Source organism: Flavobacterium kochi (genome assembly GCF_048286715.1).
Taxonomy (GTDB): domain Bacteria; phylum Bacteroidota; class Bacteroidia; order Flavobacteriales; family Flavobacteriaceae; genus Flavobacterium.
This window is the reverse complement of the sequence record NZ_JBLVPW010000009.1, coordinates 47849-67626: the sequence shown is the minus strand read 5'-3', so window position 1 is coordinate 67626 and position 19778 is coordinate 47849. Positions and strand designations below refer to the sequence as shown.

At 36.0% G+C, this 19778-nt stretch carries 11 protein-coding genes; 7 read left to right on the top strand and 4 right to left on the bottom strand.

Annotated features, from left to right (window positions below; genetic code table 11):
- Positions 1 to 126: 126 nt before the first annotated feature.
- From ACNQGH_RS09820 to ACNQGH_RS09810, 3 genes are all read right to left on the bottom strand, one after another.
- A complete protein-coding gene (locus ACNQGH_RS09820; protein WP_417955826.1) occupies positions 127 to 2142 on the bottom strand; it encodes a glycoside hydrolase family 2 protein in 2016 nt (671 codons plus the stop codon).
- Between the two features lie 228 nt (positions 2143 to 2370).
- Entirely contained in the window at positions 2371 to 3234 is an 864-nt protein-coding gene (locus ACNQGH_RS09815) for a glycoside hydrolase family 16 protein (protein ID WP_417955825.1), read from the bottom strand.
- 639 nt (positions 3235 to 3873) lie between these two features.
- Positions 3874 to 6744, bottom strand: coding sequence for a triple tyrosine motif-containing protein (locus tag ACNQGH_RS09810; protein ID WP_417955824.1), 2871 nt, complete (start codon positions 6742 to 6744; stop codon positions 3874 to 3876).
- A 418-nt stretch (positions 6745 to 7162) separates the two neighbouring features.
- On the opposite strand from ACNQGH_RS09810, the gene ACNQGH_RS09805 reads away from it, so the two are divergent.
- The 6 genes from ACNQGH_RS09805 to ACNQGH_RS09780 all read left to right on the top strand — a co-directional run bounded on the left by ACNQGH_RS09805 (position 7163) and on the right by ACNQGH_RS09780 (position 16987).
- Positions 7163 to 10183, top strand: coding sequence for a SusC/RagA family TonB-linked outer membrane protein (locus ACNQGH_RS09805; RefSeq protein WP_417955823.1), 3021 nt, complete (start codon positions 7163 to 7165; stop codon positions 10181 to 10183).
- An 11-nt stretch (positions 10184 to 10194) separates the two neighbouring features.
- Entirely contained in the window at positions 10195 to 11664 is a 1470-nt protein-coding gene (locus ACNQGH_RS09800; RefSeq protein ID WP_417955822.1) for a RagB/SusD family nutrient uptake outer membrane protein, read from the top strand.
- A 228-nt stretch (positions 11665 to 11892) separates the two neighbouring features.
- A complete protein-coding gene (locus ACNQGH_RS09795; protein ID WP_417955821.1) occupies positions 11893 to 13275 on the top strand; it encodes a glycoside hydrolase family 30 protein in 1383 nt (460 codons plus the stop codon).
- A 43-nt stretch (positions 13276 to 13318) separates the two neighbouring features.
- Positions 13319 to 15406: a beta-galactosidase gene (locus tag ACNQGH_RS09790; RefSeq protein ID WP_417955820.1), complete on the top strand. Its 2088-nt coding sequence runs from the start codon at positions 13319 to 13321 to the stop codon at positions 15404 to 15406.
- Between the two features lie 610 nt (positions 15407 to 16016).
- Complete coding sequence (locus tag ACNQGH_RS09785; protein ID WP_417955819.1) at positions 16017 to 16511, top strand: GNAT family N-acetyltransferase; 495 nt, start codon at positions 16017 to 16019, stop codon at positions 16509 to 16511.
- Positions 16511 to 16987 carry a MarR family winged helix-turn-helix transcriptional regulator gene (locus ACNQGH_RS09780; RefSeq protein ID WP_417955818.1) on the top strand — a complete coding sequence of 159 codons (477 nt, stop codon included), beginning with the start codon at positions 16511 to 16513 and terminating at the stop codon, positions 16985 to 16987. The genes ACNQGH_RS09785 and ACNQGH_RS09780 overlap by 1 nt, the downstream gene beginning before the upstream one ends.
- Positions 16988 to 17077: 90 nt before the next feature.
- Here the strand turns inward: ACNQGH_RS09780 and ACNQGH_RS09775 are convergent, their stop codons facing one another.
- Complete coding sequence (locus tag ACNQGH_RS09775; RefSeq protein ID WP_417955817.1) at positions 17078 to 17599, bottom strand: 3'-5' exoribonuclease domain-containing protein; 522 nt, start codon at positions 17597 to 17599, stop codon at positions 17078 to 17080.
- A 546-nt stretch (positions 17600 to 18145) separates the two neighbouring features.
- Between ACNQGH_RS09775 and ACNQGH_RS09770 the strand changes: the two genes are divergently transcribed.
- A complete protein-coding gene (locus ACNQGH_RS09770; RefSeq protein WP_417955816.1) occupies positions 18146 to 19744 on the top strand; it encodes a family 43 glycosylhydrolase in 1599 nt (532 codons plus the stop codon).
- The last annotated feature ends 34 nt before the right edge of the window (positions 19745 to 19778 follow it).

The window sequence follows — 19778 nt, the reverse complement described above, 5'->3', positions numbered from 1 at the left end:
AAGTTATTGTATTTGTCATTGAGAAGTTTTGATTTTTTTAATCTATTATTAAAGGCTCTTGGCTAAGAGTATACTAATAAAAAGCAACAACAACGGTATTGAAGTTGACCCGTTTTACTATTTTATTCACTGTTTCACGTTCCAGATACAATTATCCTCTAATTTGACTTTGCCTTTATATGCAATTGCTTTAATCTTATTTTCACCATCGGCAAGTGTAACGTTTTCCCAAATGACAGTCTTATATTGATCAGGGAAGCTTGTTCCGATTTTAACGTTATTAAGGTATAGTTCTACCTTGTCGCAGTTTGAAAATACCTTTACGGCAGTTGATTTTTCGCTACGTTCAACAAATCTTCGGTCAGCAATATAAACCATTGGCTCTTTATTCCAATTGGCCTTATAGAAATAAAAGGCATCTTTTTTGGTCTTTTTGTCGTAAGTGACCAAGCCCTTGTCGTTAATTCCGCGGGTATCACCTTCGTTTCTGTTATGCGAAGCAAAATCAGCATAAACCCAAACGAACTTGCCCCAAATGTAGGGACGTTCGGCCAGCTGTTTCCAATGCATTTCATGAAAATAAGTTTGCCAGCCTTCGGGATGGAATTTAGCGGTGGTAACAGGCTTTTTCACTTCTGAACTATGATCGTTAATGCTGGCGCCAGCGCCATATTCGCTCAATGAAATGGGCCTGTTTGGGATTTGGGCATGTTTTTTATCCATCCATTTTCCGATGTCCTCCGGCTGACCTTCATACCAACCGAAATATTTATTCCAAGCGACCAAATCGGTACTGTTTTCAAAAGCACCCGTTTCTAAATGGGTGGCCAAAACGGTTTTTCGGCTAGGATCTTCTTTTTTTACCATAGCATTCATCTTTGCTAAAAACGGGTTGGCATTATCAAAGTTTACCGTAAGTTCGTTCTTCAGTCCCCAAAAGAAAACACTGGGATGGTTGTAATTCTGACGCACCATTTCCAGTAACATTTGCTCAATATTTTTATGTAATTCAGGGGAATTTACATAACCTTCACCAACATTTCCTCCAAAACCAATTAACGGGATTTCTGTCCAAAGCACCATTCCGGATTTATCAGCCCAATCGTATATAGGCTTTCCGTGTGGATAGTGGGTCAAACGCAAAGCAGTCATTCCGATTTCTTCAAATGATCGTTCATCCGTTTTGTAATCCTGGGGAAGATAAGCCGATGCATGCTCAAAGGTGTCTTCATGATACCCTGTACCATACAAGTCATAATATTTACCGTTGAGGAAAAATCCTTTTTCAGCATCTACATCAAAGGAACGCAACCCAAAATTTTCTGAAATCTGGTCAATCACTTTATCCCCCTCGAGCAACTGTATATCCATCTTATACAGATAAGGATCTTTTTTTGCATTCCAAAGATGGGGCTTTGCTATCGAAAAATGTTGAAAAACAACCGAATCAGAAACTTTGGAAAGCTGTTGGTCCACAATTTTTCCGTTCGTTTTTCTTAGAATGGCTTTCAATTGAAGTTTATCCGATTTTTGTTTGGCAGAAATTAAGGTTTTTACATCTATGGAAGCATTCCTTTCTGAGACATCCCGTGGGGAGATATAAACACCCGAAGAAGCATAATCCAATGGAGAAATACAGTTTTTATCGGTGATGATCAATTTAACCGGACGATGGATTCCTCCAAAAACATTAAAATCACCGTTTAGGGGCAATACATCCAGACGGTAGGAATTGGAAGCCATCACATTAATACTGTTGGTTTCTCCGTAGTTAAGCATTTTGGTAATTTCAAAAACAAAAGCGGTATAGCCTCCTTTGTGGTTACCAACATATTTTTTATTGACAAATACATCAGCCACCGTGTTTACACCTTCAAAGTACAAAAATACCCTTTTTTCAGACCACTTCTGTTCTGCATGGAATTCTTTGCGATACACAGCCGAAGTCCGCTCAAAAGCCAAATCTTTGGCATTCCAGGTATGCGGGAGCGTTACGTCCTTAACTGTATAATCCTTAGAAGAAGTATAAACAAAACTGAACTTCCAATCATCGTTAAAAGGCAAAACGGTCCGAACCTGAGATTGTGCAGTGGAACAACATGAAAGTATAAACAAGAATAGTAATAGGTTTAAGTATCGCATAGGTGATATAGTAGTTTTTTTAATTTAAATGAAAGATAAGGAACTTTGATGGTTTATTTCATCGGGACAAAAGGTTTACTTCAAAGGAAACTTTTTAGGAATGCGCTGTGGTAACGATCCATTAATTTACTGTTCTGAAATTGTCATATCATGCGTTATTTCTATGGACTACTAAATTGCTTTTCTAACATGAGTTTTTTTGATGCTGTTAGGGATTAAGAAGTTCAGCTACGCCAACTCGGAGGGAAAATATTCTTTTTGTTTATATCCTCTGACATAGTCAATTGTAAATTCATTTGGATATTTTTCGTTGGAGTTATCTTTTTGGTCAGTTGGAATTTCATAGACCCCTAACATAAACTGCATAGGATAATTTGGAGATTGTGCTATTTCTTTGATTTTTTGATTGTCAATATAAAACACTACTTTTTCAGGGGTCCATTCGGCGGAATAAATATGAAATTTAGTTACATCGAGTTTAAAATCTTCTTCATAAAATGCTTCTTGCAACTTTTTATCGTTGAATTTGTGAATACCAAAGCCAATTTTTGCCTTGCTTTTTAAAACATTCCAACCCTTGATCTCAAAAACACATATTTCTGCGGATTTTTCAGGACTGTCTTCGTACCCTATCATCCATAAGGCCACAACATTTGATCTGGTAACCGTTGATTTTGCTCTAATTTCAAAAAATCCATATTTTGGTAAATAAGTTTCTTCAGCATGCTGTTCTTGTCGGACGATGCAATTCGGATTCATTTTGTGTTGCCCGACAGTACTACCAAGTGCTCCCGAAAAAACACCAGTTTGAATGGAAGAACATTTTATATTGCCATCAAATTCAGGACACCACGCTTTTTGATTTTCAGTGATTTTCAAAATCAAATTCTCCTCCTTAATTTCATAATTTGGTTTTGACATTTCTCTTGAACTCCACTGTGGTAAATAATAGGGAATCCACTTTGTCGTATCAATTTCATTTTTTTCAAATTCATCGTTAAATTCCAGGATATAATTTTCTTTGTCTTTTGCATTACTGGGGAAATCATTCTTTGTAAATTTTAGTGTCCTATTTGCTGGTGTAGTATTCATTTTATTTGTTAAACTAATTAAAATTAAAGTTCAAATTTAATTGTTTTTCCGTTTTATAAAAATTATCACTCGTATCCACTTAAAATAGGTTAAAAAATAGTCGGTTAGAATCGAGTCAATTAACATAATGTTGTAAAGTTAGTTTGCTTTTTTAAGTTGTTGTAACGCAATATTACGTCACATAGCGACAAGTAATAGGGGTAAAGTAGTTCCTGTTAATTCTTTAGAGATGTAAAGATATTTTATTATATTTCAAAAATAAATAGCATGGAATTATTCAAAGGCGAGAGTATTTTTTTGTGGAATAAAACTGGATATTCGAGTCCAAACTGTTTTTTCTTTTGCTTATTCCGGCCGATGGCTCAAAAAAAGCTATAAAAAAAGAGAAGAGGCTATTGAAACCCGATTTGTCTTATTCAAAGGAATGGTGCTGCATAACCAGGTAATAAAAAAATAATAATATTTGCAGGACCCAATGATTCTGGCAAAAGCACATTATTTAAAGATTTTTCCAAGAATTATAATACTTGCTTTTTTCTGTCTCGGGCCCAGTTGATTTACAAGAAATAGGACTTTCAGCTGCTTAAGAAGATTTATACCAAAAAACCAATAGAAATCTATTATGTTCAGGGTTGTTTATTAAATACTCATTAAATAACTATTTAGGTTTTCTTTATTATTCAGTCCTAATTTTTTTCGCAATCTGTAGCGGGCTACTTCAACTCCACCAATAGAGATATTCATAACTTCTGCAAGTTCTTTGGTTGACATGTTTATAAGGAGGTAGGTTGATAGGTCAAGTTCTCTTGGGGAAATTTTTGGATGTTTCTCTTTTAGTCGTTTTAAAAAATCAAAATGTACATTTTTCACATGTTTTTCTAAATTCCCCCAGTTATTATCTGTACTTACTTCTTTTGCAATACTTTTTTTCAATTTGGTAAATTGAGATTTGGTGGATTCATCAAATGCTTCTTCATTAATATCTTTTAACTTGCTGATAATTCCATTTAAAACTTTATTGCTTTTAACTATTTGCAGAGAATTACTCACTAGATCTTTATCTTTCACCAGGATTTTTACCTTAAGTTTTTCGTTTTTAAGTTTTTCGATTTCTTTTTCCAATTCGTATTGCTCCTGTCTTATTTTAGCTTCTTTTTCCAAATACAGCCTTCTTTGTTCGATGGTCTGGTAGTATTGATTTTTTCTAATTTTCATTTTCATTCTTTCGCGTATCATGTAAATGCTAAAAATTAGGATTACGACATAAATGAAATAGGCTAATGGATGCCTGTACCACGGAGGTGAAATGGTAAATAACAGCGAAGTCGTTTCCGATTGAACACCATAGCTGTTGCGCACTTTTAATTTCATGGTGTAATTACCTTCCCGCAAATTAGTATATTCTTTCGCAGCAGTGTTGGACCAGCTACTCCATCTGGTATCAAAGCCATCCAATAGAAACGAAAATGCTACGTTGTCAAGATTTTCGTAGGTCGGTGAAGAAAAGGTGAATTTTACATTATTAAACTTGTAGGGAAGTTTATATCCCTCTATTTTCTTCTGACCATTGTTTAAAATTAAGGTGTCCCCGGAGTGAATAAAACTTCTTATAATGGCTTTTGGTTTGGTACTGTAATTTTTTTTCTGTTTTGCATTATAATGTGCTAAACCATCTGTTAATCCTATAAATATATTTTCAGCATTAAAGGTGTTAACAGAAAAGAAATTAGTAACCAGATTTCCTGCAAAATTAGAAAAAGGAGCGACAACATTTTTGTAGGAGCCATTTTGCTCTTTCATTAAAACGCCTATCGATTCATTAAAAACATACCATAAGTTTCCATTGGCATCTTCATTTAATGCTTTTATTTTAGCACTATTTTTAAATAGATTGCTTAATTTTTTATCTTCAATGAATGATTCTTTATCAGAGGAATAGGTATAAAAATGATTATCGGTTTGAAAATAAACAGTATTGTTTATGCTTTGAATACTTCCAATACCTTTGTTTGAACTGGATATGTTTTTGTAGGTTTTGATCGTTTCAAATTGCTTCATGTCCTTGGACAGCGTCAACCGATAGATTAAATCATCCTTTTTATACCAAATGTATTTGTTGTCTATTTCAAATGCAAAGGGATAACCGTTAATTCCTTGTACCTGATTTATAAATTGCCAGTTATTGGAAACTTTTTTAAAAATGTCAAAGCCATTATAATTAGACCCAATCATATAATCAGGGTTGGTGGGAATTTTCTTGAAAAATAAATGGCCCAGACTGTTGATCTTCTTAACTGTTTTTCCATTATCGATTACTAATGCTCCTTTATTGCTACCGCAGATTAATTGATTGTCGATTACTTGTATGTTCCAGGTCTGGCCTGAGGTACCGGCTACAAATTTAAAAGCTTCTTCTTTCCGATTGTCTTTTAAAGAATGATAGTAGAGCCCTTGATCAGTGGCGACATAAATATTTTCTTTGAATATGGCCGAAGCATATACACTGCTAAGCCCATAACTGTAGCTCATGTGCGTAATAGGGGAGTTTTCGTTAATAAATGCAACACCATTATTTAATCCTACCCAAAGATTATTTTTATCGTCTGCAAATGAAGCCAGTACAGTGTTATTCTGAAGCCCTTTTTCATGGTTTATATGTTGTACTATTTTACCGGTGGTATCAAATAGTATAATGCCGTTTATCGATGAATTAAGAACAATAGATTTGTTTTTAAGTGCAACACCTCCCAAACAAACATTTTTCTTTATAAAGGTATTGGCTTCCGTGTTCCAGGAGGTTATTTTTTTGTAATCATATAAATAGAGACCACTGTTTAATGTTGCAATTAATAATTTGTTATCGGGCATTGGAAACATTCCCCAAATTTCGTCCCCATTTAAAACAGCAGTTCCGCTCAGAGGAAAAAGGTTATCGTTTTTATATTCAAGAATGCCGATTCTATGATCCTGAAAGTAAAGCCGGTTGTTCACTTGAAATGAAAATTGGAACCGACTCGGCGGTACTAATACCGTTAATTTATTTTCTTTAAAAATGTAGGCTGCCACAAAGGATTGAAAAATTACTTCATCATTAAAGAGGTGTATTTTCCAAACAATGTCAAATAATTTAAGGGCATCTTTAGTAATGGATTTAGATAGGGAAAAATAGTCCATTTTTCCTTTTGAATTGGGTTTGAAATACCCAAATTCATTTGTGCCGCCGACATAGATCTTTCCTGATGGATCAATTTTAAAAGACCGGATTAAACCAGAATTTGGCAAGGCGTATCTGCGCCAGGAGAAGCCGTCAAATTGATACAGTCCTTTATTATTGGCAAAATAAAGGTTCCCATTTTTATCCTGATCAATTTGCCAATTTTGAGGGTCTCCTTTATAATCTGTTTTTTTATAATTTCTGATTTCAGGCAGACCAATCACTTTATCCTGTCCTAACAGATAATTTGAAAATAAAACGAAGTATAGGATGATAATGGTTCTTATAAAATTCATGATGGTATCAATAGGTTTATGTACTATTTTTTATGTAAGAATAACACTTCAATCACTGCCTTATTGCTACTGCCGATTTTAAAAAAGGGCTTTATTTGACGCAATATACAAATGTATTGTTATTATTTGATATTAAAATTATGCAGTACAGTATTAAATTAGGTACAAGTCACTGTAAATCAATAAATATTTGTGATTTTGTTTGGTTTTTGAATGGTTGTGAAATGCAGTCTGTATGGTTTTTGTATTGCTTTGTAATTATTATAATCGTAAAAACGTTTCTACTTTTGCATCAATTAATCAACATATTAACGATAAAATTTTTAAAAATGAAATTATTAAAAACGCATTGATTTATGAACCAAACTAAATTATTAACTAGAAACTAAATTATCAACCAAAACTAAATTATGAATGTATGAGAACAAAAAAATATTTTTTGATTTTATTTTTATTGGCCGCCGGTATAATGCAAGCTCAGACAAAAGAAACTACTGGAACGGTATCAGATGAAATAGGAGGGCCATTACCAGGTGTAAATGTATTAGAGAAGGGAAGTTCAAATGGTGTTGCCACTGATCTTGATGGCAAGTTTAAAATTAGCACCGGTAAAAATGCGGTATTAATAGTCAGCTACCCTGGTTTTGCTACCATGGAAGTTCCTTTAAATGGAAAAACAACCTTAACTATCGTACTTAAATCACAGGCGGCAAGTTTAGATGAAGTCGTATTAATAGGTTATGGAAGTCAAAAGAAAAAAGATGTTACTTCAGCAATCACTACTGTTAAGCTGGGTGATGTATCCGACAGGCCTATCGTTAATGCAGTTGAAGCGATTACCGGTAAGGCATCCGGGGTTCAGGTTTCTTCTTCATCGGGAACTCCTGGCGGTTCTCTATCTGTTCGTGTACGAGGAATAGGGTCCCCAAATGGAGGGGAGCCTCTATATGTTGTAGATGGTGCTCTTACCAGTAATATCAAGGCAATTGATCCTAATAATATTGAATCAATGAGCATTTTAAAAGATGCGTCTGCAGCAGGTATCTATGGAGCTGCCGGTTCCACTAATGGGGTGGTTTTGATAACAACTAAAAAAGGGAAAAAAGGCAAACCCAGAACAGAGATCAATTTCTATGGTGGCGTACAACAGATTGTTAAAAAATTACCGGTTTTAAACAATTCGCAATGGTTTGATTTACAAACGGAGATTTTAGGTACCGAGCCTAGTGTTCCAAGTTATTATAATTTATCAGGAACCAACAACAACTGGCAGGATTTAATTTATCGTACTGCAGGTCAGACGAGTTTTAATGTAAATACTTCTGGTGGTTCCGATACCGGTAATTATTACCTGGGTCTGGGATATCTAAACCAGGAAGGAATCATAGTAGGGTCAGATTTTAAACGGTATTCCGCTAATCTAAGTGTTAATCAGGATGTAACAGAAAAGATAAAAATAGGGGGGTCCATTAACTATAACAGAACGAATCAAAGATCAATAACAGATAATGCTTCTGCTAATTTTGGTGGCGTTGTACTTAGTGCACTTGTTACTCCAGAGTATATTCCGGTTTATATGCCGTCAAATGCACCTATTCCAGGTGTATATGGTGTGAGTAATTTTTATTCCGGTGAAAATCCTTTGGCATTGATTTATAACAATACCAATAAAACTATTGGGAATAACTTATTGGGGAACGCTTTTGTAGAAGCCAAGTTGCCTAAAAACATCACTTTTAAAAGTCAGCTAAACGGTGTTGTTCAAAATTCAAAATACGATTATTTCCTAGATCCTTATAGCAGCCTTAGTGGACGTAGTTCTCAAGGTGGTGGTGAAAGCACTTATTTTGAAGTTTTCAGATGGCAATGGGATAACACATTGAATTACAAAGAAACCTTTGGGGAACATTCTTTTGATGTGATTTTTGGAACTTCCGCAATGAACGAATCAATATCGAATTCACGTCAATCCGGAGCTGGGTTTGCAACAAGTGCTGTACCAACTTTAAATGCAGCTAGTTCAGACTTTCAAATTGGAACAGGAGAGTACGAATGGTCTACAAATTCCTATTTCGGAAGATTTAATTACGGGTATGGCAACAGGTATCTTTTTACAGCTACGTTCCGTCGTGATGGATCATCCAGAGTTGGTAACAATGTTGTGTACGGAAATTTCCCAGCCTTTTCTGCAGGATGGAAGATTTCTAATGAAAAATTCATGGAAAATGTAAAATGGATGCAAAATCTAAAAATACGTGCCGGGTGGGGAAAAACGGGTAATCTACCTCCTTACACCATGTTATATCCTTCATACAGCTTACTTAATGCAGGCGCTCCATATGCTTACAATTCCTCTGATATTGCCCCTGGTATCAAGCCAGCCGCTCAGTTAGGTAACCCTGACTTAAAATGGGAATCAGCAACACAAACCAATCTTGGTTTAGAGGTAGGTTTCTTAGATAGCCGTTTAAATTTAACGGTAGATTATTATCATAAGAAAGTGGAAGACATGATTTTCACGCTGCAATTGCCAAAAACTTCAGGGAGTTCTGTAACAGCAATGAATTTACCAGGATATGATATTAATGAAGGTATAGAATTATCAATAGATGCAGCCATAATTAAAACAGACGATTTTGCATGGTCATCTAATGTGAATTTTTCTAAAAACAAAAATGTGATAGAGGGTATCGATTCAAACACCTCTTTCCAGACAGGACCAATAACAATTGGAGGAAGTAATGTGCCTCTTTACACTCAAATTATTAAGAATGGTTATCCTCTTGGAACATTCTGGGGGTATAAATCGGAAGGGGTAGATCCGCAAACCGGTAATTTGGTTTATAGTAATGAATTGATGAATCTGGGATCGGCTTTACCTAAATACACCGTAGGTTTTTCAAATGAGTTTACGTACAAGGGACTGTCTTTGTCGTTTCTTATCGATGCCGTTCAAGGCAATAAAGTGTATAATGCAACAAGAATGGAAATTGAAGCTTTATCAGGTTATGCTAATGAAAGTGCCAATGTATTAAATAGATGGCAAAATCCGGGAGATATCACTTCCGTTCCCAGAGCACTAGGGAATGGTACCACTAATTCAGGTGCGGCGGCACAGTTGCAAAACAGGGTTTCTTCACACTATATAGAAGACGGCTCTTTTGTCAGATTACGAAATATTACTTTAAGTTATCATGTTGATAAAAGTATCGTTGAAAAAATAGGGTTTTCAGGACTTAAAATTTATGCTACGGCCCAAAATTTAATAACGCTTCATAATTACAAGGGGTATTATCCTGAAGTTAATGGTTTCGGACAAGGAACCAATAATCAGGCTGAAAATGCTGGCGCTGGGTCATCGTTGATGTCGCTTGGTATTGACAGAGGAACCTACCCATCAGCGAAGACTTTTACTGCGGGTGTTAACATTCAACTTTAAAAAATATTATTATGAAATTTAATTTATCAAAATACATTCCTCTCTTTGTAGTAACCATACTACTTACGTCATGTACTCAGGATTTTCTTGAAAAAGCACCCGAGTCTCAATTGGCGGCAGGCTCATTAACTTCAGCAGGTGATGCTGAAAGTATATTGAATGGAGCTTATAATGCCATGCCGGATTATTATTCCTACAGTAACTTTTTTACTACGGAAGGTATGTCGGACAATACGTATATTAATGGAGATAATAACGTGGAGCAGCCGCTGGAAAATTTCACCTTTACCGCTGCCAATGGTGAGGTGCAATTAAGTTGGGAAGAATTGTATAAACATATTACAGCAGCAAATACGGCAATTGATAATGTAACGCTTATTAATGACCCAAAATGGGAAGGTACTAACAGAAAAGAGCAAATACTAGCTGAGGCAACTTTTTTAAGAGCGTTTGCCTATTATTGGCTGGTTACCTCATGGGGTGATGTACCTTTAATTCTTTCGGCTACAAACGGCGGCAATTACTATCCTTCCCGAACCAGTGCAGCTTTAGTGTATGCTCAAATTATTAAAGATTTAAAATATGCAGAAAATACATTGAACGATGCCCCTTATAGTGGTGATAATGGAAGAGCTACAAAAGGTGCTGCAAGAGCATTATTGGCAAAAACCTATGCTCAGATGGGGGATTATGCAAATTGTCTACTGTATTCCAATAAGGTCATTGATGAAGGTCCATATGCTTTAGTAAATGATTATGCTAAATTATGGGGGCTTTCAAACAAGAATACCTCAGAATCTATTTTTGAATTACAGGTTCCTACTAATGGCTCTCCTTATAACGTTTGGAAGCTAAATGTCCTTTCCTATGGTCCATTTGATAACTGGCCCAAACGTCAGATAGGTTCTTACGACCTTGTAAAAGCATTTAAGGATGCCGGAGATAATGGGGCAAGATACAAATCCACTTTCAATTGGCAGGTTACAGGCGCCTCTTTTAATATGCCTTTTAATGCATGGGATCCAACGAAAGCAATTCCATTCTGTGGTAAATTTTCGTATAGTGACACCTGGACAAATGGGGATAATCTCATTATGATTAGGCTTGCTGATATCATTTTGTTGGCTGCTGAAGCAAATGTGCAACTTGGAAAACTGCCTGAGGCCACAATTTTGTTAAACCGCATAAGAACCAGAGCCGGATTAGCAAATACTACTGCTTTGACAAAGAGCGAATTGGCTTTAGCGGTGCTTAAAGAACGCCGATTGGAATTGGTTTACGAACGTACCAGATGGAATGATTTAAAGCGTGCCGATGCAAATGGAGTGATTAAGATAGTAGATGTAATGAATAGTCAAGTAAATTCAGGTCTCCAAAATCTTAATTACAATATGCAAAGCTATCATAAACTGTTACCGATTCCTTTAGGTGATATACAAATCAATGCCAATCTTCTTCCTCAGAATGCCGGATATAATTAGTATTCGGATTACTGAAGAGAATAGTTAGCTGTTTAAAATTAGTATTAAACACCTTAGCTATAAGGTCCTCCGTTGATAAAACTGGGGACCTATTTTCTAAAGACTTGCAAGGCTTTTACTAGAGCTTGACATTAATTTTATTAAAACTTTATGAAAAATAATATGAAACATTTTCTGTTTTTTTTGTTTGCCTTTTCGCAAGTTGTTTGTGCGCAAAAAAAAGTACAAATGATTACTACAACGGAGTCTGCACCGTGGCAAACGAACCCTAAATTTAAGATCGTTAAATCGATGGACAAAACAGATATAGCTATTAACAGATCCAACAGCTTACAGACTATTGAAGGATTTGGAACCTGTTTTAATGAATTGGGCTGGACTTCTCTTAAAAGTTTAAGCGATACTGATGTAGCGTCGATAATGAGGGAATTATTTGAGCCGGGATATGGTGCCAACTTTACACTATGCAGAATGCCAATAGCAGCTAATGATTTTGCACAAAAATGGTATTCCTATAATGAAACCGACAGCGATTTTTTAATGGAAAATTTTAGCATTGCTAATGATTTAGAAACCTTGGTTCCTTTCATTAAAAATGCCTTAAAATATAATAGTACCCTTAAACTTTGGGCATCACCGTGGTCACCGCCTTCTTGGATGAAATATAACAAGCATTATGCTGCCAAGAGTTTACTCGGGGATTCTGATTTGCAATCGAAGGAATGGGGAATGGACTTGAGGGGGATTAACAATGGATTGCCTGTGGAACGTGAAGGTAAGGAAGGGACGAACATGTTTATACAGGAAGACCAATACTTTAATGCCTATGCCCTTTATTTTAGCAAATTTATTAAGGCCTATCGTGACCAAAATATCAATATCGATATGGTAATGCCGCAAAATGAATTTAATTCTGCACAGGTTTTTCCAAGTTGTACCTGGACATCTTCCGGCCTGGCTAAATTTATAGGGAAATATTTGGGCCCTGAAATGAAAAAGCTAGACGTAGCTGTTATGTTTGGCACAATGGAACGCCCTTCGGAAGCCCTTGTTGACACAGTCCTTACAGATCCTCTTGCAAGTAAATATATTGAAGGCGTAGGGTTTCAGTGGGCAGGTAAAGATGCGATTCGGGGAATTCATAAACGCTATCCGGATTTACGACTGTATCAGACGGAACAGGAGTGTGGTAACGGTGAGAATGACTGGAAAGCATGCAAATACTCTTGGAATCTGCTGAAGCATTATATAAAAAACGGAGCCAATGCCTATATGTACTGGAATACGGCTTTAAAAGAAGGAGGAATCAGTACTTGGGGCTGGAAACAGAATAGTTTAGTAAGTGTTGATACAAAAAAGCATACCTATCAATTCAATCATGAATACTATTTGATGAAACATATCAGTCATTTTGTTTTACCCGGTGCCAAATTTCTTGAAAGCACAGGAGCGTTCAACGATCTTCTTGCTTTTGAAAACCCGGACAAAAGTCTTGTACTTATCATTCAGAATGAAAAACCGAATGAAAGAAAAGTATCCCTTAAGTTAAATGGTACCTTTTATGAAATTACATTACAGGCAGATTCATTCAATACTATTAGAATCGATTAAATAGAATTTAAACACAATTGTTAACCTTAATATTTGATAATATATGAAGACTACATTCAAAAAGATATACCTGTTGGTTGTTTTTTTAGTCCTTACCATAAACAGTTCTATTGGGCAACAAAAGCCAATAGGGGAACTACTTTTTGGGGTAGCCTATTATGATGAATACATGCCTTACGAACGATTGGAGCAGGATGTTAAAATGATGAAAGATGCTGGCATTAATTGTGTTAGAATTGCAGAATCTACCTGGAGTACGGTAGAGCCGCAAGACAATGTATTTGATTTCAAGCACATCGATCGCGTGCTTGATGCGATGTATAAAGCAAAAATTAAAGTAATAATCGGAACTCCCACTTATGCAGTGCCTACCTGGCTGGTTAAGAAGTATCCTTCTGTTTTGGCCACAACCGCAAGAGGACAATACCAATACGGCGCAAGACAGCAAATGGATATTACTAATGAGCATTTTCGATTTCATGCCGAACGGGTGATTAGGAAAATAATGGAACACGTTAAAGATCATCCAGCAATAATTGGTTATCAGGTTGACAATGAAACAAAACATTATGATACCGCCGGCGATAATGTACAAAAGGCTTTTGTGGCTTCGATGAAAGAAAAATTTACGCTCGATGCTCTTAATAGTACATTTGGACTTGATTACTGGAGTAACAGAATTAATAATTGGGATGATTTCCCGTCGACTGTAGGCACTATAAATGCCAGCTTAAGCGCTGAATTCTCTAAGTTTCAGCGAAAATTAGTGACGGATTTCTTAGCCTGGCAAACCGCTATTATAAAAGAATATGCGAAACCGAATCAATTTGTAACCCATAATTTTGACTTGGACTGGAGAGGCTATTCCTATGGAATACAAACTAACGTCAACCATTTCGATGCAGCCAAAGCATTGGATATTGCAGGCGTAGACATTTATCATCCTACACAAGACCACCTTACCGGTATTGAAATTTCTTTTGCAGGTGACCTTACCCGCTCTATGAAAGGAGGGAAAAATTATTTTGTTATCGAAACCGAGGCACAGGGTTTTCCGCAATGGGTTCCCTATCCGGGACAGTTAAGATTACAAGCTTTCAGTCATTTGGCTTCAGGAGCTAGCATGGTAGCCTACTGGCACTGGCATTCTATCCATAACTCAGCAGAAACCTATTGGAAAGGTTTACTAGGTCATGATTTTCAACCAAATCCAACATACAATGAAGCGAAGACTATAGGTAAAGACTTTCAAAAGCTTAGCAATAAACTGGTTAACCTAAAAAAGAAAAATGAAGTTGCCCTATTGTTTAGTAACGAGGCACAAACTTCATTTAATAGTTTTGAAGGGGTTTTTAAAACCAAATACAATGATGTTTTACGTCCTTATTATGACGCGCTTTACAAAATGAACGTTGGTGTAGATTTCATTGACCCATCTGTCCAGAATTTTTCAGACTACAAACTTATTGTGGTACCTGTATTATATGCTGCGCCAGACGAATTGCTGGAAAGACTCAACGTCTTTGTTAAGAATGGCGGGCACGTTGTTTATTCTTTTCAAAGTGGTTCGTCCAACGAATATACCAAAGTAAGAAGTTCTCTTCAGCCAGGGATCATTAATATAGCGTGTGGTATTACTTATAGCCAGTTCACTGTACCGGAAAATGTTTCGCTTAAAGATGATCCGTATAAAGTAGGCGCTGAAAATAAAATCAATACTTTGATGGAGTTGATACAACCAACTACTGCAAAAGTATTAGCATATTATGACCATCCGGTTTGGAAGGATTATGCTGCGATAACTGAAAATAAGTACGGTAAAGGTCTGGCTACTTATGTAGGCGCCATGACTACTGATAAACTTTTGGAAGAAGTTCTGAAAGACGTAGTTAAAAAAGCAGGGTTGTGGGATGTGAAACAAAACCTGGAATTTCCAATAATTACAAAAGACGGAATCAATACAGAAGGGAAGACAATCCGATATATTATGAATTATTCTGATAAGGCAGTTGAAATAAAATACCCTTTCAGCAGCGGAACAGAGCTCCTGACGAATCAAAAATACACCAATAGCGAGCTGATAACGCTTACTCCCTGGAGTGTGAAAATTATAGAAATGGACGGTAAATAATATATTGAACTGAGTTTCTTTCCGTGTGGATAAATTCATTTTCACCCTTTCCTTAATTGAAGCGTCATATATGTAAACTAAATATAAATGCTAACTAACTACTACAGGCTTTTGGTTGTCTGTATCCATCATCAGGTATAAGTGTGCCTTATTTTACATAATGGATTAGTTAGTGACCCCGGGAGTACAACTTTCGGGGTTTTTTTAAGGTTTTTAATAGGTAATAGACAATACAAAATAAGTGTACCTTTTATTTTTTTAAACTTTTAAAAGAAGACTCCATCAGGCAATTATGTTTAAAATAAAATAGGATGATGCTGGTTCCAATATTCATATTGTCACCGTTATGATCAAGTGCATTATTCAAAGATTATTCTTTACCAAAAGAGCTGGCATTCATCACTGTTACTTTGTATCAATACATTACTGTTTTACTAAATATTTGAATAATCCAATTCAAAAAATGATTTTAACTTATTGTTTAAGCTATTGAAAAATAGCAAATTAAAAATAATCGCAACGCTATTTTGCTTTTTAAAAGGTCATTTTAATAAAAATAATTTGTTTTTATGTATTTAACTACGTAGTTTTGTATAATAAATATTTGACTATGAAAACAACAATTATACCCATTGAAAACGAATATGCAGAAGCGGTGATTGATTTAATCTTAAACATTCAGCAAAAGGAATTTAATGTACCGATCACTCTGGAAGATCAGCCTGATCTTTTGGAAATTAGTAACTTTTACCATCGTAGGGGAGGCTGTTTTTGGGGTGCCTTTATGGATGGGGAATTAATAGGTACGATTGCCCTGGTCAAATATGACGATCATGGAGGTGCAATAAGAAAAATGTTTGTAAAAAAAGAGTATAGAGGTAAAGAACTGTTTATCGCCCAACAACTGTTGGACACATTAATCACCTATAGCAAGGAAAATGGTTTGCACCACTTGTACCTGGGAACGGTTTCGATATTGAAAGCAGCCCTGCGTTTTTATGAAAGAAATAATTTTATACGTGTCGAGAAGGAAGCACTTCCCGAAGCATTCCCGTTAATGAATCCGGATAATGTATTTTGTCATTTAACCCTAAATCAAATATAATGAATGTTATAGACGAATCGGGTATCCTGGCCATATCTACAAGGCTGCAACGCCTCAGTGAACAGCTGCGGAAAGATGGTGCTTTGCTTTATAAATCGTTTGATATTGAGTTCGAGCCAAAATGGTTTCCGGTGATTTATACCCTTTACCATAAAGGGGTATTGAGTGTGGTTGAAATTGCGAACGAGATCGGTTATTCGCACCCTTCAACCATTAGCTTGTTGAAGGAACTGGAAAAGCAAAAACTCATCCGTTCTAAAAAAGACAGGCAGGACGAGCGCAAACGTTTAATCTTACTTACTGCCAAAGGACAGGAGCTAATTTTAAAAATGAAACCGGTATGGGATATTATGACCAGCGTGCTTAACGAGATTGCAGACAATCAAAACAATTTGCTTAAAGCTATCAATGAAGCTGAAAATAAAATTGCTAATCAGAGTTTTTTGCAAAGGGCATTACAATTAAAAAACGGATAGGAAATGCACCGTGGTGTGAGAGGACAACAAAGTTAAATGCAGCAGTATTTAACTTTGTTACTATTTTAATAAAGTCTTGCTGCTTCGTTGTTATTTTAAAGCTATTTTAAGTCCCATTTCATTTTTCAAATGAAGTAATACTTCTGCGTTCCCTTTTGCATCATCTACTGGATTGTGCGTGTGTGCCGTTTTTCTTAAATGCTTCCATTGTGCAAAAGTATCTTTTACTAATCCACAATATAAATCAGAAATTCTTCGTGATGAATAACCAAATGGATTTCTTTTGATAAAGTGATGGAAATACCAACAAATAAACATCCAGTCGAATCCGTTATTATCACTAATAAAGATTGGTTTTCCTTTGGAATTATTTTCTATCCATGCTTCAAAATCATGCATCACCTTGGTGGGGTCAGTAAATTCTAAAGTCTCATTTCTGCTAAATCCTGAAATTGCCAGTGCGTCAGGATTGAAATTTTCAGAAATTGGTTTTAACTTACCATAAAAAGTTTTATCAAGATTCTCATCAACTAGGACAGCCCCAAAGCAAATCATCGAATAATCTCCAGGTATTGGTCCGTCTGCTTCTATATCAACTACAATATAACTCATTAGTCTTTTCTGTTAAATTTAGTTTTAATATTTCGGAAATTTCAGGAATTTATGTTTAGAATCCAAAAATTAGGACTTAGAAATCAAAAGTAATAATTATCCAGAAAAGAAATATCCACTAAGCGTAAGTGGGATGTTAGAAGACGGAATCATCGTTGATTATCTCATTTAAAGTATTAGGAATTCAAGTCAGCTAGGCAACAGGATAGCACAGGATAAGTAAGAATTTAAATAAAGATATATTTACCATGTAGCTGGAATTAATCATTAAAGTTATTTAATTCGAGAAATCGCCTGATTAATCAGCGGAGTCAGAGACAAATGAAAAGGTTACATAAACTGATGGATGTTGCCAAAGCAACAATTATACTATGTTTAGTCCCAATAAAATGGTTCTGGCTGGTCCTGCAACCGTGATGTCGGTTATAGTAGACGGTATCTGATAGAGCTGTCGACCACTTTAGCCGCTATCTTTTGAAAATTAATCGTTAGATAATTCGTCAAAAATGATTTTATTAATTTAACAATCGGAAAAATAATATGAGAATGAAAAATAATTTTTCTTTTACTCTTGCCATGATATTGGCTTGTACTATAGGGATGGGCAGCAGCAATTTAAGAGCACAGACCGGTATTGTTAAAAACGATGTGTTTTGGAATACCAAAGACGGGCAGCCGATTAACAGTCAGGGTGGCGGTGTATTCAGATTTGCTGATCCGGGTACAGGAGTTAAGAAATATTACTGGTATGGAGTATACTATAAAGAAGCAGATAGTTATCGCAGCAACCCAACTGTATCATTCCCGAATTGCACCTTTGAATCTGTTACCTGCTACAGCTCGACTGATTTAGTAAAATGGACTTTTGAAGGTGATGTTTTAACTAAAGACAAAGTAGATAAGTCAGGGAAGACCTGGGTAGGTCGTTTGGGAGTTGCATACATCCCGGAACTGAATAAATATGCGATGTTTGTACAGCACGATAAAGAAGTGCTGATAACTGTTTCAGATACGCCAACAGGTGAATTTACATGGCATCAGAAAATAAGTATGAAGGATATGATTGGTACTACCAACACCGGAGATCAGACGGTATTTACCGATGAAGACAGCGGGAAGTCGTACCTGATTTATTCTTATGGGAACGGTAGGAATAAAATATATGTTTCTGAAATAGGAGTGAAAGACGGAAAGGTAAATCTGTTGGACTGCACCCAGGTTTTTAAAGGCGAAAGTCGTGAAGGAAATTGCATGTTCAAGTACAATAGCAAGTATTATATGTTTGCGTCAAATATCTATGGCTGGGATGCTTCTTTTGCCTATTATCTAGTAGCCGATAGTATCAGGGGGCCTTATACACCCACCAACGAAATGTTGGTTATGAAAGGAAGTTCAGATGACTTCGCGCACGTGACGCAGACTGGTTTTTTCTGTTCTGTAAAAGGTAGCAAACAGGAAACAATCGTTTATTGCGGAGACCGCTGGGCTAATTTCGCTGGCAACGGATTAGGATATAACCAATGGTTTCCACTTTCATTTGACGGTGAAACTCCCCACTTCAATTCACTCGGCTCTTGGAACCTGAATGCCAAAACGGGTAAATGGAAAGTAGCCGATGATAACAATTATGTGAAGAATGGTAGCTTTGAGGGAGACCGCAGGTATATTCCCAGTACTGTTAAACCAGTGCAATTGCAATTAACAGGCTGGATCACTGAGGTTATCGAAGGGAATGAGATTGGACTTGACGGTACCACGTCACCGGTCTTAAACTATTTTAATAGCGAAAGTGACAGAAAGATTGTAATAGGTGAAAAAAGCTTGAATATCAGTGATAAAACGAGCTTTAAGCGAAAAATATTCCAGACCATTGCATCTTCAGCCTATGTAAAACTGGAAGATGGGTTTTATACACTGACTGCCAAAGTAAAGAATAGCGGTGGTTTTTCCAATCTGGAAGTGTACGCTTTAAGCAATGGCAAAACACTCAAATACAGTATCAAAAAGGAAAATATATCTTGGCAAACGATCCGTATTGCAAATATACCTGTCCATGCCGGAAAGGTTGAGATTGGTTTTCTGGCAGATGGTGCAGCAAATACCTTTTGTAACGTAGATGATGTATCATTGGTGAAAGCCTTATGATAAATCAAAAAAAAATAGAACAAAATTCCGGACT

Bases quoted from the DNA above. Each gene is read 5' to 3' on its own strand.
- ACNQGH_RS09820 (WP_417955826.1), bottom strand. From the start codon at position 2,142: ATGCGATACTTAAACCTATTACTATTCTTGTTTATACTTTCATGTTGT.
- ACNQGH_RS09815 (WP_417955825.1), bottom strand. From the start codon at position 3,234: ATGAATACTACACCAGCAAATAGGACACTAAAATTTACAAAGAATGAT.
- ACNQGH_RS09810 (WP_417955824.1), bottom strand. From the start codon at position 6,744: ATGAATTTTATAAGAACCATTATCATCCTATACTTCGTTTTATTTTCA.
- ACNQGH_RS09805 (WP_417955823.1), top strand. From the start codon at position 7,163: ATGAGAACAAAAAAATATTTTTTGATTTTATTTTTATTGGCCGCCGGT.
- ACNQGH_RS09800 (WP_417955822.1), top strand. From the start codon at position 10,195: ATGAAATTTAATTTATCAAAATACATTCCTCTCTTTGTAGTAACCATA.
- ACNQGH_RS09795 (WP_417955821.1), top strand. From the start codon at position 11,893: ATGATTACTACAACGGAGTCTGCACCGTGGCAAACGAACCCTAAATTT.
- ACNQGH_RS09790 (WP_417955820.1), top strand. From the start codon at position 13,319: ATGAAGACTACATTCAAAAAGATATACCTGTTGGTTGTTTTTTTAGTC.
- ACNQGH_RS09785 (WP_417955819.1), top strand. From the start codon at position 16,017: ATGAAAACAACAATTATACCCATTGAAAACGAATATGCAGAAGCGGTG.
- ACNQGH_RS09780 (WP_417955818.1), top strand. From the start codon at position 16,511: ATGAATGTTATAGACGAATCGGGTATCCTGGCCATATCTACAAGGCTG.
- ACNQGH_RS09775 (WP_417955817.1), bottom strand. From the start codon at position 17,599: ATGAGTTATATTGTAGTTGATATAGAAGCAGACGGACCAATACCTGGA.
- ACNQGH_RS09770 (WP_417955816.1), top strand. From the start codon at position 18,146: ATGAAAAATAATTTTTCTTTTACTCTTGCCATGATATTGGCTTGTACT.